Below are 17,086 nucleotides of genomic sequence, written 5' to 3'. Positions count from 1 at the left end.
GAGCCTCCCGTCGATCCGATCGGCTGGAGGCTCTTTTTCACTTTATATTTCTGCAAATCAGTTGAAACCGAAGAATTTCTGTGTAATCTTGTATCCTGCAATGGAAAACTTACGGCCGCTCTTGCCCGGAAGGTTCGTTCCCTGTCCCAGGAATCCCCATCTCAGCCGGAGATACAGCGTGAGATTCAGCTTGCGCAGATACTGCCACAGCTCCTTCTTCTTCGCCATGTTCTCCTCTGTCCCGGACTTGATCGCCAGTATGGAAGAAACCGTCATCATAATCTCGAGATAGCGCACCATGTAGCGGCGGAGCTTGCGTTTCTTCAGCTTCGTCACGTCGCAGTAGCCAAGCATCAGCTTCGTCACGCGGATCTGCTGGTCGATTCGGCCGATCATGACCTCCTCGTTCACCGACTGGTCTTCTCTTCCGATAAAATACCGGTAAAAATTCACATTTAAGTAGTACATGGTCTTTACATGAGGAAGCGGCTGGTATACGAAAATATTATCCACATAGAATGTATGTTTTGGAAGCTCTAATCCGCATTCCCGCAGAAGTTCCGTGCGGTAAATGACGGAATGCATCAGAATATACTGGCCCAGCATGAAGACCTTCACATCCTCCCAGGTAAACAGCTCGTTCTGCGGAAGCGCCGTCCGGTAGTTCATAACCTTTTTTCGCTTCGCCCCCTGTTTCTCATAGACAAAGTTGCTGATCAGCATGTCCAGCGTCTCCTCACCGCATACAAACCGGCGGAGTGTCGAGAGTATCTCCTGATAGGCCGCCTCATCCACCCAGTCATCACTGTCCACAACTTTATAATAAATGCCCTCGGCATTGCGAAGCCCTGTATTAACTGCCTCACCGTGTCCGCCATTTTCCTGATGGATGGCCCGGCAGATACCCGGATACTTTCTTTCGTATTCATCTGCTATCTCCGCCGTACGGTCCTTCGTGGAGCCGTCGTCGACAATCAGAATCTCCACCTCGTCGCCTCCCGGCAGAAGCGATTCGATGCAGTGCCTCATATAGGCCTCTGAATTATAGCATGGAATTGCAATGGATAATAACTTCACACTTCTTCCTCCTTTATATTCGTCTTACGTTCTATTCTGATCAAACAAAAAACCGAGAGAACAACTGCCAGCGCAAGAGCGGTATAAAACGCATACGCTGACCTTTTCTCCGCCAGAATCCCAAGTCCTGTATTCACAATAACAATCGATGTAACATTTGCTGCAGCATGAAATACCCAGGGAGCGGCCAGCGTCTGAAAACGCTCATAAAGCCATGCCATGACCAGCCCCAAAAGAAATGCATAGACTCCCTGAAGCAGATTGCCATGGTAAAGCCCAAACAGTACGGCCGATATCAGGGCGGCCGGACAGAACGCCATCCGGTCTCTTAACGGAGCGAACATCAGCCCCCGGAATATCATCTCCTCTGCCGCAGGTATCACCAGCCCTGGCCCGAGTATCTGAATCAGAAACGGAGGGGAGTAAAGCGCTTCCCCGACCTCTTTGAAACCGGGAGACCACTCCGGCAGCGGTGTTAAACTAATCATATTATTGACAGATAAACATATTCCAATTCCCAAAAGGATAAGGATGGGAAGGCAGCTCCGAAACCGAAATGGTATGGGCGGCATCACGCCCCGTCTGGCCTGATCGAACTGGTAAGGCCAGTAATAGAGTACCGGAAACGTAACCGCGGCACCCAGCAGAGTGCACATCAGAGCCTGTAACGGCAGAGTCAGCGCGATGACACCCGTCACCAGACTATAAAACACAAGCGGAAGTATCAGGTACAGAACCACCATCAATCTCTAACCTCTCTTTACCTATATTAATATGAACATTATATCATTTCTTAGCAATATATCCAGCCCCAATTTTCTAAATTATTCCTTATCATTTCCTGATTTTTATGTCCGGTTCCCGCCGCAGCGCCGGTATGACAAGGGCCGGCGGGCGCTGTAAACAGTGACGGCAGCCCGGCACACAATCCTGTGAAAATAAGAACTGGTTGCTTTTTCTTTGTCCAGATAATATAATATCCTTATACTTTTTTGATTAAATTACATCGAACTGAGAGGTAACTGATATGGCAAAGAAACGTATTGTTATGGCATTGGGTCACAATGCCCTGGGAACAAATCTTCCGGAACAGAAAGAAGCGGTGACTGAAACGGCGAAAGTAATCGCGGATTTTATCCAGGCCGGATGGCAGGTTGCTTTAACGCACAGCAACGCTCCGCAGGTCGGAATGATTCACACGGCTATGAATGAATTCGGAAAACAGCATGACGGTTATACCTCTGCTCCCATGTCCGTCTGCTCAGCCATGAGCCAGGGATATATCGGATATGATTTACAGAATGGAATCCGCGCAGAACTGGTAAAACGCGGTATCTATAAACCAGTAGCCACCATCCTCACCCAGATGATGGTAGATCCATACGACGACTCCTTCTACACACCCATGAAGCCGGTCGGCCGCTTCATGACGGCCGGGGAGGCAAAGGAAGAGGAAGAAAAGGGAAATTACGTGGAAGAGATTCCCGGAAAGGGATTCCGCAGAGTGATCGCGTCACCAAAGCCGGTTTCTATCGTGGAGATCGACGTGATCAAGGCTGTCATGGATGCGGATCAGATCGTCATCGCCTGCGGCGGCGGCGGAATTCCGGTTATGGAACAGGGCTATAACTTAAAGGGCGCCAGCGCGGTCATTGAAAAAGACAGGGCGGCGGGACTTTTAGCCAAGGAGATCGACGCCGATGTCCTTATGATCTTGACCAGTGTCGACAACGTCACCATTAATTACGGCACGCCGGATGAGCGTCCGATCTCACACATGAGCATCGAAGAGGCTGAGAGCTATATCAATGAAGGACAGTTTGAATTTGCCTCCATGCTGCCGAAGATTGAAGCGTCCGTGGACTTCGTCACACACGGCAAGAGCCGCAGCGCCATCATCACCTCTCTTTCCAAGGCGAAGGCGAGTCTGGCAGGCAAGGCCGGTACGACAATCGAGTAAAAGAAAACCCGTTACATTTATGAAGAAATCCCTCCATCTTTACAGGTGGAGGGATTCATCGTCATAGACCAGAGAATGGAAACAATCGTTTTATTTCAGGAGGCTTTATGAAAGTTGATTATCATATGCATACGCTGTGTTCAGACGGAATCTGCGAAGTGGAAACTGTCGTTGACATGGCGGTAAACTGCGGAATTCTCGCCATGGCGGTCACGGATCATGACACGCTGTCGGGCATCGGCAGGGCCAGGCAGCGCTGCCTGGGCCGTATCCGCTACGTTACCGGCACGGAAATTACGTGTGCGGAACAGCTCTGGGGAAGTCTCCCCACTTCCCAGTCCATCCACCTGCTTGGTTACGGGTTCGATGAGACCGATCCGGTGCTGTGCGCGCTGCTCTCCGCCCGGAAAGAGCGGACGGAAGCCGTCTACCAGGAACTGGAAGAGGCTGTAACCGCGTCAGGATATCCGATTCGTATCCCGGATGTCCCCAGGAGCTGCGGAAATGTCCTTCAGCTTCGAGATGTCATGGCGCACGTCAGGGCAGCTTACCCTGCGGTCAGCGAGGAGGCCGCGGAACTGGTCGATTCCTATGCGAAAGCCCTGACAGAAGCCAATATCACCGTGGAAGACGGCATCGCGGCCATCCACCATGCGGGAGGAAAAGCCGTCTGGGCCCATCCTTATAACTGCTACCGCCATTTTCAGAAACAGTCCCTCCATGCACAGGAGGTGTCCATCATGCTGAAGGAGCTGGCGCTCCTGGGAATCGATGGCATAGAAACCGAATATCCCGCATTTTCCGACTCTGAAAAAAGCTTTTTAAACGGACTCGCCGCAGAATATGGACTGTTTACGACTGCCGGCAGTGATTTTCATGGTTCCGAAAACAGGAACCATATGGGGATGGAGACAGATCAAAACTCCTTTTTATTATAGACCGACACGCTGATGAAGTACGAGAGCACCATCATCACAACAGTTCCCAGAGCTCCCGCGATGATGACGGCAGTCACTGTGCTGTCACTTACAGCAATATCATCCCCATACGCAGACGCAAGCGCTACGATTAAAAAGACTGCCACTCCAATTAAAACGCTGGGAATCATTCTGGCCTTCTCCACACCCAGCCAGTACGTAAGCGGGATGGAGATCGAATTATAAAAGAATGCCAGGGCAACGCCGGTCAGCCAGTTAATCAGCAGCTCAAACAGAAATTCCGGTCCCATTCTCATGCCTTTTATGGCTGTCGCGGCGGCCACAGCCGCCACTGCTATAATCCCAAAGAAAGCAGCAATGCAGACCGAGTACAGATACTTCTCCAGTACCATCTTCCAGCGCGGGATCGGCATAGTCAGAGCATACGTCTCCCACTTTGTCTGCCTGTCGTAGGAAAACAGATTCAGTACATTCATTCCAGCTATCATGATAAACATGGGAATCAGGAACATTCCCGTCTTTTTACCTCCAAGAAAAACAACTGACCACACCACAAGGATAAACAGCATTGACTTTATACTCTGGCGCATGATATACATATCTTTGATTAGTAATCCTGTCATTTTCGATCCCTCCTAACGGAATACAGCATGATTTCCTCGATGTTCGTCCGGTCCACCACAAGCTCCGGATATCTTCTTTTCACAATATCTCTCCCATGAAACAGTGCTTCCACTCCATAAGGATTCCGCCTGACTCCCACGATACGGACACCGGACAGCCCGGCGAACGCTTCTTCCCCGCATCGCAGAATTCCCATATCCTCCAGAAGCTGATCTTTCTCCTCAGAGAACAGGATACTTCCATTGTGGATCATTGTAATATAATCCGCTACCTTGTCGAGGTCACTCGTTATGTGGGAGGCAATCAGTACAGAGTGTTCTCCATCCTCAATAAACTCAAAGAAGAGATCGAGAATCTCATCCCGCGCCACCGGGTCTAACCCGCTGGTCGCCTCATCCAGAATCAAAAGTTTCGGATGATGGCTCAGTGCGGCCGCGATCGCCAGCTTCATGGTCATTCCTCTTGAATATTCCTTAACCTTTTTCTTCTCCGGAAGAGCGAACCTGGAAAGATAGGAGGAAAACAGCTCCTCATCCCAATTTTTATAGATTCTTTTCATAATTCCCGATATCTGAACGGCGTTGAGAAAATCATGGAACTGGCTTTCACTGAAGACCGCGCCGATCTCCTCTTTAATGTCCTGCTCCCGCTCCCTGATATCCATGCCCAGAATCTCGACTTCACCTGCGTCACGTTTCACAATATCCAGCATGGCCTTGATTGTCGTGGATTTTCCGGATCCATTTTCCCCAATCAGCCCCATTATGCTTCCCTTGGGAATATTGAGGCTGATGTTATTTAATGAAAAATCCGGATACTGCTTGCTTAAATTTTGTATTCTGACTGCATATTCCATAGTTATTCCCTCACTCTCCGTCATAGAGCATCTTTAATACATCGCACAGTTCTTCACAGGTAATGCCGCTTCTCCTGGCAATGTCCACGGCCTTCGTCAAATACTCTTCCGCGATCCTTAAGTTTCCTTCCCGTATCACCTCCGTGTTTCTTGCCGCCACGAAGCTGCCTTTTCCGGTTATCGTCTCTATAAACCCTTCCTGCTCCAGATCGTTATACGCCCGCTTCGTCGTAATAACGCTGATCCGCAGATCCTTAGCCAGAGTTCTCATACTGGGCAGGGCGTCCCCCGCCTTCAGATGGCCGCTGATAATCAGATTCTTTATCTGAGATGTGATCTGCTCATATATTGGTTTACCGCTGGAATTGCTGATGATGATATTCACTGCACCGCCTCCAAATCTGTTATCCCTATCCCGCATTCATTGTAATTATTGTATATAGTTTATATATACACTATATCATCCCATCACACATCTGTCAACAGCCATTTCCCGCCGCAGAAATAAAACCTAAAAATGCGAATAGAGACAGACCATTCCCCAATATATTAAACCAAACGGACTCAGGTGATGCTATGGATAAGAAAAAACAACTCTTCCGTCTGGTAAAGGTGCTGCTTTTATTTGCCCTGGCCTTTATGGCCGGCCGATTCGGCGCCATGATGACGGATGGAAAACAGGCGGTAGAAACGGCGGCTGACGGGAACTGGGGCTTAAGCTTCCAGCAGGAGGGTCAGCCCCCAGTAGCCAATGCTACCGCCGATTACCTAAAGAAATTCAACGCATACTATGCAGAAAACACACCAGAAAAAGTGCTCTATTTAACGTTTGATGCAGGCTACGAGAACGGCAACACCCCTGCGATTCTGGACGCGTTAAAGAAGCACAATGCACCGGCCACCTTTTTTGTGGTTGGAAACTACATAGAGACCGCACCGGATCTCGTAAAGCGAATGGTGGCGGAAGGCCATATCGTAGGCAATCACACATACCACCACCCCGATATGTCAAAAATATCATCTAAGGAAGCGTTTGAGAAAGAGCTGGGAGATTTAGAGAAGCTGTTTACTGAGACCACCGGACAGACCATGAAAAAATACTATCGTCCGCCCCAGGGAAAGTATAGCGAAACCAATTTGCAGATGGCAAAAGACATGGGATACAGCACATTTTTCTGGAGCCTCGCCTATGTAGACTGGTACCAGGATAAACAGCCGTCCAAAGAGGAAGCCTTCAAAAAACTTCTGGGACGCATCCACCCCGGTGCCGTCGTCCTCCTTCACAGCACCTCCAGCACCAACGCCCAGATTCTTGATGAACTACTGACAAAATGGGAAGAGATGGGATATACATTTAAATCACTGGATCAGCTTGTGACAGAATAAGAGGCAGAAATCACACAGGCTTAGTGGATGGGGATACGCGGACTTTTGCGCGGGGTATCGAGGAAACGGAAGCGTGGCTCCAGTACACAGCGAAACCTTTCCCTCCCTGCCACCCGCTCTCCCTTTTCCTCAATCCTCCACGCATAAAGTCCGCGTATCTTTACCCACAAATTCCCCTGCTCACTTCCTTCTCCGGCAAATCACAGTAACCGGCTCCGCCGCTCCTAACTGTCTGCTCCTTGCATCCGGCTGGCTCGTTCCTATACTGAATTCATAAACTGACGCATTTTCCACATATTCGCCTTCGGCGTTTACGCACTCATACGTATGGGCTCCCAGATCCAGTTGCACCCGCTTTTCTTCTCCCGGTTCCAGATCTATCCGCCTAAAGCCGCACAGACTCCAGTGCTCTGCCCGGTCCGGCGAATCTACGGGATTGACATAGACTTCGATCACCTCACGCGCACGCCGGTCTCCGGTGTTCCGCGCTGTGACATACGCTTTCTTTCCGTCCACTGCTCCGTCAGACAGCTCCGTCTTCCCATAGGTTAATCCAAAACCAAACGGATACAGCGGCTCTTCCCGGATATAACGGTACGTTCTGCCCTCCATGGAATAATCCTCAAACGCCGGCAGCGCGGATAAATCCTTATAAAAAGTCACAGGAAGTTTTCCCCCCGGAGCGCTCTTGCCGAAGATCAGCCGTGCAAACGCCGTGCCGCCTTCCGCTCCCGGATACCAGGCCTGAATCACCGCTTTGGCCTTTTCCTGGGCCAGCGATAAGTCGATGGCGCTTCCCGTCATATTGCAGACGATCACTGGTTTGTCCTGGGCCAGAAGTTCTTCCATCAGCCTGCGCTGAGAGGCCGGAAGCTCCAATCCCTCTTTGTCCCCGGAGGAATAGCTGTTGCCGGTATCACCCTCCTCGCCCTCCAGCGTTTCGTCCAGCCCGACGCAGAGAATCACCACATCGCTGTGCCTCGCAGCGATTCTCGCCTCTGACAGCCGGTCTCCCGGAAGTCCTAAATGTTCCACCCGGTCCTCAAAGAGATGGCAGCCCTGGGCGTACAGCACCGTGGTTCCCTCCGCCGCTTCATTCTGAATCCCTTCAAGGATCGTCGTGTAGTGGGACGAGGTTCCGTGGTAATTTCCGATCAGCGCGATCCGGCTGTCCGCGTTGGGACCGATCACCGCAATCTTTTTTACAGTATCCGGATTCAGAGGCAGTATTCCGTCGTTCTTCAGTAAGACCATGCTCTTTTCAGCCGCTTCCACAGCCAGCCTTCGGTGCTCTTCACATTCCACTGTCTCATACGGAATTGCATCGTATTCTGTCGTCTCGCCCATGCCCAGCAGGTACCGGGTCGTAAACAGCCTCACAACGGCCTGTTTAATCTCCGCCTCCGTAATCATCCCTTTCTCATACGCTTTTAGTACGTATAAATACGTATTTCCACAATTTAAATCACAACCCTTTGAGACGGCCAGAGCAGCTGATTCCTCTGCATTGTCCGTCACCATGTGGCTCTGGTGGAAGTCACGAATGGCCCAGCAGTCCGATACGAAATGGCCCTCAAAGCCCCATTTCCCACGGAGAATCTCCTCAATCAGCAGTGTGCTGGCACAGCACGGCTCTCCCTCATAGCAGTTGTATGCTCCCATGACGGATTCCACGCCGCCTTCCTGCACACAGGCCTCAAATGCAGGCAGATACGTCTCCCATAAATCCCGTTTCGTTGTGGTGGCGTTAAATTCATGGCGAACCGCCTCCGGCCCGGAATGCACGGCAAAATGCTTTGCACAGGCGGCTGTCTTTAAGTGTTCGCCCTCTCCCTGAAGGCCCTTTACGAAAGCAACGCCAAGGCGGGAAGTCAGATACGGGTCCTCTCCGTAGGTCTCATGGCCTCTGCCCCATCTGGGATCCCGAAAGATATTCACATTCGGAGTCCAGTAGGTCAGTCCCTTATAGATGTCCGTGTCGCCTTCCTTCTGAAATTCATTGTATTTTGCCCTGCCTTCTGTCGATACGACCTCCGCCACACTGCGCATCGTCTCCTCGTCAAACATGGCCGCCAGCCCGATGGCCTGCGGAAACACGGTAGCAGTACCGCCTCTGGCCACGCCGTGCAGTCCCTCGTTCCACCAGTTGTAGGCCGATATCTGCAGCCTCGGTATCGCGGGCGCGTCGTAGCGCATCTGGGAGGCCATCTCCTCCACCGTCATCTGTTCCACCAGTTCCACTGCTTTCTGCCTTGCTTTCTGTCTGTCCATAGGTTCCTCCAAATTATCTTTATTCAAAATTCTTATCCTGGTAAAGCTATACCATATTTTTCTTTTCAAGCCTGCATGGCTGCGGTATAATTGCATCATGATTTCACCGTTTCCAGTGAAAGGAGGACGCAGTATGAGCCGTTTAAACTATACACTGCCGGATGAATACCACGGCAGGGAGTTGGAAGGATACGTGGAAAAAGTAGATTACTACTTAAATTCCAATATCCGCATCTGGCACAATGTCCAGAATGAGGGGTATGCCCTGCACCAGCACAGTGCCATCGAGATTCTTGTTCCGATCGAAAATGGAAACACCATTATCGTCAAGGACGTCACATACTATTTGGAGCCGGGCGACATTCTTTTTATCCCCGGACTCACACTTCATGAGATTATAAAGCCGGACTGGGGCGAGCGCTTCTTTTTTATGTTCAACATGGACCCTTTAACCAGCTTCCACGATTACAGCGCCCTGGAGCCGGTGCTGCTGGACCCCTGCCTTCTGACGAAACGGACGAACACAGGAATCTACGAACATATCTATTCCAGGCTTATGGAGATCAGCAATCTCTATTTTTCTCCCGGCGTCACCTTTCGGGAATACTCGATTTATGCTAATTTAATCGATATTCTGACCACGATCGGCCGGGAACATTACGACACCCTTTTCGCCGGCACAGATAATACCGCCGAGAAGAGTTACGATTATTACCAGAAATTCAACAGCCTGCTGGCCTATATCAACGATCACTATGCTGAACAGCTGACGCTGGAAAAGATGGCCGATTACACGGGATTTTCCAAATATCACTTCACCAGGCTGTTCAAACAGCACACGAACTCAACCTTTTACGATTATTTAAGCCGCAAACGGATCCAGGCGGCCCAGACGCTTCTGACGACCGGCGCCTCGATCACATCCATCGCATTTCAGACGGGATTTAACAACTCGACATCATTTACACGATGCTTTAAAAAGTATACGAATTACAGCCCCAGTGAATACCGCACGAAATTCATCGAGGACGTGCCGGAGAATATTCCGGTCTTCTAGACCGCACTTTTATCGGCCATCTAGTACAGCGCTGCGTAAGTTTCAGTGAATTCTGTGCTTGATATTTGCGTCAGGGGCGCGTCCGCGAAGCGACGCGTAGCGGCCCCTACGTCTAGCTTCGTGGGCGTGGTCCTGGCGTGAATAGCGAGTGCAGAATTCACCGGAACTTATGCAACGCTGTACTAATCACTGCCTTATCCCTTCACGCCGCCCAGGGCGACGCCGGCAATGATGTATTTTGACAGCAGTAAATACACAATGATCAGCGGAAGCACCGTCAGGGCCAGCCCCAGATAGACGGAACCGTATTCCGTCTTGTAGATATCGCCACGGAGAAGGCTTACCATAATCGGCATTGTGTATTTGTCTTTGTTCGTGAGGAGCACCAGCGGTGTGAACAAGTTGTTCCAGCTGGATACAAAGCTGAATATGGCCTGTGTGGCAATCGCCGGTTTCATGATCGGCATGGCGATCTTATTAAAGATATAGAACTCTCCCGCCCCGTCGATCCGGGCCGCCTGCACGATTTCCAGAGACAGCGACGGCAGCATATACTGCCTCATAAAGAACACCATGGCCGGGGAAGCGATCGCGGGCAGAATCAGCATCGACAGCTGATTTGTCATGTGGATCCGGTATACCATCTGGTAAAAACCGATCATCGTCACCTGGGCCGGAATCATCATAACCGCCATGATAAAGCTGAAAAATGGTCTGCGCAGCCGCCAGTCATACACCACCAGCCCGTAGGCAGTCATGGTGGAAAAATACACCGCGCATCCTGTGGAAAATGCCGAGATGATCAGCGAGTTCATAAATCCCACCATCGGGTTGAAGCTCTTGCCCAGCAGTATGGACAGGTTGCGCATCATATAGCCGGAGGGGATCATCGAGATGGCATGCTGCTGGATCTGTGTCGTAGAACGCGTGGCGTTGACGATCATGATCCAGAAAGGAAGGATGCTCAGTATGGCAAGGCAGATGCAGACAACGTAAATAACGATTTTTAACGCGGTCGAAGTACGCTTCTTATATTTCATCAGCTTTTCCTCCCTTCTTTTAACGCTTTTCTGTATTCCCGCTCCTGTCTGCGCATCTGTTTATTCAGAAGCACCTCGTCCTTATCCCGCATCAGGAAAAACAGGACAGCAGAAGCTGCGCAGATGATTACAAACATAATCATGCTTGCCGCGGCGGCGCGGTTGTACATGTAACTGCCGCTGAACGCCTGATTATAGATGAAGACACTGGTGGTAAGCGTGGCATTGTCCGGCCCGCCCATTAAAAACAGCTTAGGAATATCGAACATCTGCAGACCGCCAATTAAACTGGTAACCAGCGTGAACAGCAGAATGGTCTTCAAATTTGGAATGGTAATATAGAAAAATGTCTGAATCCGGTTTGCTCCATCCACCTCTGCGGATTCAAAAAGCTCCGGATTGATTCCCATAACGCCGGAAATCAGAATAATCATCGTATAGCCATACCACATCCAGAACTGGATAAATTCCACCGTTCCGCGGGCCACCGACTTGTCAACCAGAAAGTTGATGGGATCCTTTGAAATTCCCAGGCGCATAAAGATATCATTGACCGGTCCCATCGGATATCCCAGCAGGGCGTTAAACAGGATAGCGATAGTCGCAGCCGTGATGATATTCGGCATGTAGAACAGCACCTTAAACAGCCCTTCCCCCTTAATGTGATACCGCTTGTCGGTAAACCACGCAGTCAGCAGGAGCGCCAGACCAATCTGGGGAACGAAGTTGAACAGCCATATATGGATGGTGTTGCCGAACGCCTTCTTAAATGACGGATTGGAAAGCACTGTTTTAAAGTTCTGAAACGGGTCCTCCAGGAAATTAAAATCCACGGCGCCCATTCCCTTAAAATCCGTAAACCCGATCACCCCGGTAAAGATAATGGGATACAGGGAAAAGATCAGAAATCCAAGTACAAACGGAGCACAGAATATGTAACCCCATTTCGCATATCTCAATCGTTTGCGTTTCATAGTTATAACCTCCCGGTAAAATGGGGGGAGGACAGAAACTGCCGTCCTCCCCTTGCTGATGTTCTGTCTCTGGTACTTACTCCACAATGATATCCAGATTATCGGCTACCTGCTGTTTAAAGTCCGTGATCGCCTGTTCTCTGCTCTTATTACCGGCAGTGTATTCACGCACCTGACCACGCCAGTAGTTGTTGATGGTCTCATCGTACTGGGTTAAGTTTGTACCATTGGCGTACTTGTTGGCCGGAACGAAGACATCAAACATATTCTGACCGCCTAAGAAATCGACGGAGCCGTCCGATTTGCTCATAACCGCACCGGATGCAACCGCATCCTTTGTACCTGCGTCATTCATGGTTCCATTTGCCCACATATACTGCAGACTGTCTTCTGCGTCGTCCAGAGTGATCCAGTCAATGATATCCGCAACCGCGTCTTTCACTTTGGTGTCCTTATTAGCCAGTACCCAGGTGCCGCCCCAGAAGAAGCCGATGGGTGAATCACAGACAGCCCAGTCGCCAAATGTTCCTTCACCAACAGCAGTTCCGCCGCAGTTTGGCGCCATGGTATAGTTAATCAGCCACGCCGGTCCGAAGAAGCCGAGAATCGGTTTTGCGCCTTCTCCCTTCATATCGGCAAACCACGCATCCTGCCAGTCCTGTGTGTCATTGTGATAGCCGTTGTCCTTTAACTTCTTGGATAAATCCAGAAATGCCTCTCTCTTTGGATCGATGTTTAATTTTCCGTCCACAATCCAGCCTTTGTCCGAGCTGTTTTCCACTGCGTGCCAGATATCTCCGTCGCCGGATACAATGCCGTAGCCCTTGCCCTTCAGCTCTTCTGCCGCGTTAAAGAATTGTGTCCAGTCATTGGTGCCTGCGCCAAGCTTTGCACCAATTTCCTTCGGATCATCGGTTCCCCAGGTGTCCTTGGCGATGGAACGGCGATAGATAAACGCTCCGCCGGTTGCCTGGTAGCCCAGCGCCACCACTTTACCGTCAGGATTCGTTCCGATATCGACCGCATACTGTGCGATCTCAGAGGATTTAATCTTACCATCCGCGTCAATTCCCAGATCTTCGTATGGCGCGGCATAACGGCTGGCGTCACCCTGCGTATATTTCAGGACAAATGCGGCTTCCGCACAGTAGATATCCGGCGCATCACTGCCGCCGGATGCCAGTGCCTGATCCAGCGCCGGCTGGTACGCGCCATCAGTAGTCGCAATAATTGTTGTTTTAATCTCATAATCAAAATCCGGATGCATTTCTTTGTACTTTTCAATCATCTTTGGCACTTCGTCGGTAAACGACCAGACATTAATTACTTTGGAACCGGAATCGGAAGAAGCTTCGGTTTTATCCGCTGCTTTTTCTGCCTCCGCACCGGCAGCCTTTTCTGTCGCACCGCCATCGGAAGCAGGCGCTTTTCCACAGCCCGTTAAAGAAGCCGCGATCATACAGCCACACAATAACCCAGCGATCATTTTTTTCATTGTAAATCCTCCTTTGATCATGGTTCGCAGGCTCATTCGCTCTAAGCCTGCAACGTTTTTGATGGATTCATTTTACCATATGTAAAAGGGGATTTTCTCTACATATGTTGCTTTTTACGCAACACAAATTGCGATGTATCTTTGTGTGTTGTGATAAATATTTATTCATTCTATTATTTTTTTTATGTATTTTTACCCGTTTTGTAAAACAATCGTGAAATTAATCCGTGATTATTTTTGTTTTTGTTTATATTTATCTAATTAGCGGCATGCATACATCAGCAATATATGAATGGTTTGTTAGTCATATAATCCGTTTATTACCATAAACCAAAAATGCTGCAGGACCGATCCGCAATGATCTGTTCTGCAGCACTCCTCTTTCTTATTTCTTAAACAGTCTGATTCGATTTCCCCTCCATCGCATGAACCAGCTCCACGACCATTTCATGAGAAGGAACAGGGACTCCGTTTTTGTGACCGGAGCGTACTACCGAACCGCTGATGGCATCTACCTCCGTCTTTCTTCCATCACGAAGATCAGCGTATATGGAGGGATATCCCTGCCTGGCTCCTTCCAACAGACTGCGGAGACCTTCCAGCACCTTCTCCGGTTCGAAAACAATGCCCTCTGCCCGTGCTGTTTCTATCGCCTCTCTTACCAGCCGTTCTACCAGGCTCCATGCATGGGCATTGTCCAATAAATAGCCCTGGGACACCTGTAAAATTCCGGATACAACACTTACAGAAGTGTTCACAAACAGCTTGTCCCAGATCAAGCGTCGGATATCTTCAGATACACTGGTCTCTATACCGCACGCTGACATCTCTTCCCCCAGTGCATATATCGAAGTATTTCTGCCATGTACAAAGCCAATACAGGTAGCTCCTCCGCCTCCGTGGAGAACCGAAGTATTTCCTGTTAAAACGCTGTTATGGCGTGTCGTTCCGATGACCACATGAGATTCGTCCACAAATTCTTTCAGCAGTTCCTCATGCCCACATCCATTCTGAAGTGTAAGAAGAAGTGTATCCGGACCGAACAGTCCACGGTTCTGCTCCAGAACCTCTCTGGATACCAGTGATTTAGTAAAAAGCATAACCACATCGGGTGTCTCCCCCAAGTTTTCCCCCGACACAGCCGCCTGCGGAAAGAAATAATTTTCTACCCCGTCTTTTTCACGAATCAGGACTCCGTTCTTCTTCAAATCATCCGTTTTCTCCGCATGATGTCCATAAATACATACTTCGTTTCTCCTGCTGAGCAGTCCGCCGAACAACAGCCCCATGGCGCCTGCTCCTAACACAGCTATTTTCATACGGCATCTTCCTGCTGCTTTCCCATAGACTTTGATTTGCTCATACAGACCGTTACTGCATTCTGCACCGCGCTGCGCATCCCCCGCTCTTCCAGTTCCATAACCGCGTCAACCGTCGTTCCTCCCGGACTGCATACCATATCCTTCAGCTCTCCCGGATGTTTTCCCGTCTCCAGAACCATCCTGGCGCTGCCCGCCACAGCCTGGGCACAGAAGGTATAAGCCAGCCCTCGCGGCATACCCCCTGCAACCGCGGCATCCGCCATCGCCTCAATAAAAAGATAGACATAGGCGGGTGATGAGCCTGAAATCGCTGTGACAACATCAAACAGGCTCTCCGCCACCTCCTCCGCACGGCCAAAGCTTCGGAACACCGCCAGCACATCTTCCCTCTGGGCCTGGGACACCAGATTATTAGAACAGACAGCCGCCATACCCTCTCCCACCATGGCCGGTGTATTTGGCATAACACGAATAACTGGAATGTCACAATTTAAGCACTTCATCAGGACAGAGAGCGATAAACCGGCTGCAATAGATACGACCACACTTTCACGGCGGACCGTTTCCCTGATCTCTGCAATTACCGCTGGGCAGACATTCGGCTTTACTGCCAGAATCAGAATGTCTGCGAAGGCTGCTGTTTTACAGTTCTCATCGGTTATTCCAATCCCATATTCCGCCTTCAAAGCTTCCAGCCCCCTATGGTTTTTATCCGAAACCAGGATATCTCCTGGCTCTGCAATTCCCGCTTTCAGCATTCCTCCGATGATCGCCCTGCACATATTGCCGCCGCCAATGAATCCAAATTTCCGTTCCATTAGATCCCAACTCCCTTTCCTATGTAATTTACTTAATAGGTCATGTTCGGTGCCGTTACTGCAAAATAATTTTCATAGTTTTCATACAGGGTAACGCTCGCTCCCTCGCCCGCAAGATCGGTCAAAATAGTCTGTAGGGCATCGATATCGACTTTTCCATTGGTCTTTCCGTCCAGGTATTCCATGCAGTACTGAACACCGCCTCTTAAGGACATATTCGTAACAGACAGCGGCCAGCCGGTAAAGTGACCTGTCATGTTCTTCTCCGCCGCTTTTTCCACGATCTGCTTGTTCAGATAATCGTAATCACCCGCGTACTCTTCCGGGATCTCGATTCCCAGAGGATTGGCATAGAATGTAGGGGATGGATCCTTTATAATCAGATAATATCCTTCCTGGCGGTCTGCCAGTGTCTTGATAATTGGCTCTGTCTGAGAGAGGTTCGTTCCATAGAATGCAGTCATCTCACCGTACTCATCCAGCTTTTTCGGCACGTCCTCCAGAACAAACTGCTGTGTTCCTGTTGTACCTGCATCCGATGTCGGATCCGGTGTCGTTACGTCCACGAAGGCAATTCCCAGTTCTTCGCATTTCGCCTTTAAATTGTCATGATACGCCAGTTTCGTCGCAATCGCCAGATGGCGTGGGAAGGAATAGTGCAGAACGGTTTTCACGCCGAGTTCGTTAAGAATTTCCGCGTCCTGAACACCAGCAGTCGAAAAGTCTGTGTTAAATACAACGTCTGCCGCCTGTGCAATCACGTCATTATCGTCCATCGGAAGTCCAGCCCAGATAAATATATCATCGCGGACTTCACGGATCTTCTCAATCGCTGCCGCTGTTCCGCTTACAGACTGGGTAAAGATAATCGCCTTCATATCCGGATCAGATGCCAGGGATAATGCGGTGGAAATGGTTGTCTCCATCTCTGTTGCAAAGTTATCCGGGAACGTCACATGGACAACCGTGTCCGGATATTCTGCAACCAGGTCCTCTGCAACCCGGTACTCCTCTTCCGCCTGGGATACGGTGGTAGTCATAATTCCGATCTTATAACCGGCGTTTTCTGCCGCCTCCACCGTCTTTTCCAGAGTTTCATCCGTTGCCGCCTTCGCGGCCTCTGCCGTAGTTGTCGTCTCCGGTGTTCCGCTGCCTACTGTACTTCCGCATGCAGTCAGACCCAGGATCATTGTAAGTGCCAGTGCAGTTGAAATCACTTTTTTAAACATAATCTTCCTCCTTAATGTTGATTCCTTTTTTATTTTTGT

Annotated in this window: 16 protein-coding genes; 4 read left to right on the top strand and 12 right to left on the bottom strand. The window is 49.9% G+C overall.

All coding sequences use genetic code 11. The annotated features are described in order from the left end of the window. Window positions 1-57: 57 nt before the first annotated feature. Together M1L66_RS10345 and M1L66_RS10340 are read right to left on the bottom strand one after the other, a co-directional pair. Window positions 58-1,077 (bottom strand): glycosyltransferase family 2 protein, encoded by a 1,020-nt coding sequence (locus M1L66_RS10345; RefSeq protein ID WP_434692739.1) that lies wholly within the window; start codon window positions 1,075-1,077, stop codon window positions 58-60. Continuing rightward, window positions 1,074-1,820 carry a lysostaphin resistance A-like protein gene (locus tag M1L66_RS10340; protein WP_434694232.1) on the bottom strand — a complete coding sequence of 249 codons (747 nt, stop codon included), beginning with the start codon at window positions 1,818-1,820 and terminating at the stop codon, window positions 1,074-1,076. Before M1L66_RS10340 ends, M1L66_RS10345 begins: the two co-directional genes overlap by 4 nt. A gap of 284 nt (window positions 1,821-2,104) precedes the next feature. Between M1L66_RS10340 and arcC the strand changes: the two genes are divergently transcribed. Together arcC and M1L66_RS10330 are read left to right on the top strand one after the other, a co-directional pair. Continuing rightward, window positions 2,105-3,037, top strand: a complete 933-nt coding sequence (gene arcC / locus M1L66_RS10335; RefSeq protein ID WP_434692737.1) for a carbamate kinase — start codon at window positions 2,105-2,107, stop codon at window positions 3,035-3,037. A gap of 107 nt (window positions 3,038-3,144) precedes the next feature. Then, window positions 3,145-3,975, top strand: coding sequence for a PHP domain-containing protein (locus M1L66_RS10330; RefSeq protein WP_434692734.1), 831 nt, complete (start codon window positions 3,145-3,147; stop codon window positions 3,973-3,975). Here M1L66_RS10330 and M1L66_RS10325 read toward each other — a convergent pair. Genes M1L66_RS10325 through M1L66_RS10315 form a run of 3 tightly spaced genes read right to left on the bottom strand, consistent with a single transcriptional unit; the run spans window position 3,954 to window position 5,840 of the window. After that, entirely contained in the window at window positions 3,954-4,598 is a 645-nt protein-coding gene (locus M1L66_RS10325) for an ABC-2 transporter permease (RefSeq protein WP_187021634.1), read from the bottom strand. The two genes, M1L66_RS10330 and M1L66_RS10325, sit on opposite strands and share 22 nt — an antisense overlap. Then, a complete protein-coding gene (locus tag M1L66_RS10320; protein ID WP_434692732.1) occupies window positions 4,595-5,455 on the bottom strand; it encodes an ABC transporter ATP-binding protein in 861 nt (286 codons plus the stop codon). Before M1L66_RS10320 ends, M1L66_RS10325 begins: the two co-directional genes overlap by 4 nt. A 10-nt stretch (window positions 5,456-5,465) precedes the next feature. After that, a complete protein-coding gene (locus tag M1L66_RS10315; protein WP_187021637.1) occupies window positions 5,466-5,840 on the bottom strand; it encodes a GntR family transcriptional regulator in 375 nt (124 codons plus the stop codon). A 191-nt stretch (window positions 5,841-6,031) separates the two neighbouring features. On the opposite strand from M1L66_RS10315, the gene pdaA reads away from it, so the two are divergent. Then, window positions 6,032-6,841: a delta-lactam-biosynthetic de-N-acetylase gene (gene pdaA, locus M1L66_RS10310; protein WP_110326427.1), complete on the top strand. Its 810-nt coding sequence runs from the start codon at window positions 6,032-6,034 to the stop codon at window positions 6,839-6,841. Between the two features lie 180 nt (window positions 6,842-7,021). On the opposite strand, the gene M1L66_RS10305 is transcribed toward pdaA, so the two are convergent. Beyond that, window positions 7,022-9,112, bottom strand: a complete 2,091-nt coding sequence (locus tag M1L66_RS10305; protein ID WP_434692727.1) for a glycoside hydrolase family 3 C-terminal domain-containing protein — start codon at window positions 9,110-9,112, stop codon at window positions 7,022-7,024. Between the two features lie 133 nt (window positions 9,113-9,245). On the opposite strand from M1L66_RS10305, the gene M1L66_RS10300 reads away from it, so the two are divergent. Beyond that, window positions 9,246-10,169 (top strand): AraC family transcriptional regulator, encoded by a 924-nt coding sequence (locus M1L66_RS10300; RefSeq protein ID WP_187021641.1) that lies wholly within the window; start codon window positions 9,246-9,248, stop codon window positions 10,167-10,169. Between the two features lie 194 nt (window positions 10,170-10,363). Here M1L66_RS10300 and M1L66_RS10295 read toward each other — a convergent pair whose 3' ends face one another. The 6 genes from M1L66_RS10295 to M1L66_RS10270 all read right to left on the bottom strand — a co-directional run bounded on the left by M1L66_RS10295 (window position 10,364) and on the right by M1L66_RS10270 (window position 17,047). After that, window positions 10,364-11,209, bottom strand: a complete 846-nt coding sequence (locus tag M1L66_RS10295) for a carbohydrate ABC transporter permease (RefSeq protein ID WP_002600550.1) — start codon at window positions 11,207-11,209, stop codon at window positions 10,364-10,366. Continuing rightward, entirely contained in the window at window positions 11,209-12,183 is a 975-nt protein-coding gene (locus tag M1L66_RS10290; protein WP_187021642.1) for a carbohydrate ABC transporter permease, read from the bottom strand. The genes M1L66_RS10295 and M1L66_RS10290 overlap by 1 nt, the downstream gene beginning before the upstream one ends. 76 nt (window positions 12,184-12,259) lie before the next feature. Continuing rightward, window positions 12,260-13,678 carry an ABC transporter substrate-binding protein gene (locus M1L66_RS10285; RefSeq protein WP_187021644.1) on the bottom strand — a complete coding sequence of 473 codons (1,419 nt, stop codon included), beginning with the start codon at window positions 13,676-13,678 and terminating at the stop codon, window positions 12,260-12,262. A 392-nt stretch (window positions 13,679-14,070) separates the two neighbouring features. Next, window positions 14,071-14,997: a ketopantoate reductase family protein gene (locus M1L66_RS10280; RefSeq protein ID WP_187021646.1), complete on the bottom strand. Its 927-nt coding sequence runs from the start codon at window positions 14,995-14,997 to the stop codon at window positions 14,071-14,073. Continuing rightward, entirely contained in the window at window positions 14,994-15,818 is an 825-nt protein-coding gene (gene proC, locus M1L66_RS10275) for a pyrroline-5-carboxylate reductase (RefSeq protein WP_187021647.1), read from the bottom strand. Before proC ends, M1L66_RS10280 begins: the two co-directional genes overlap by 4 nt. A 32-nt stretch (window positions 15,819-15,850) precedes the next feature. Further along, window positions 15,851-17,047, bottom strand: a complete 1,197-nt coding sequence (locus M1L66_RS10270; protein WP_187021649.1) for a DUF3798 domain-containing protein — start codon at window positions 17,045-17,047, stop codon at window positions 15,851-15,853. Window positions 17,048-17,086 lie beyond the last annotated feature (39 nt).

It is taken from the genome of Hungatella sp. SB206 (genome assembly GCF_051132295.1).
In the GTDB taxonomy this organism is placed as follows: Bacteria; Bacillota; Clostridia; order Lachnospirales; family Lachnospiraceae; genus Hungatella; species Hungatella effluvii.
This window is presented reverse-complemented; position numbering and strand designations above follow the sequence as displayed.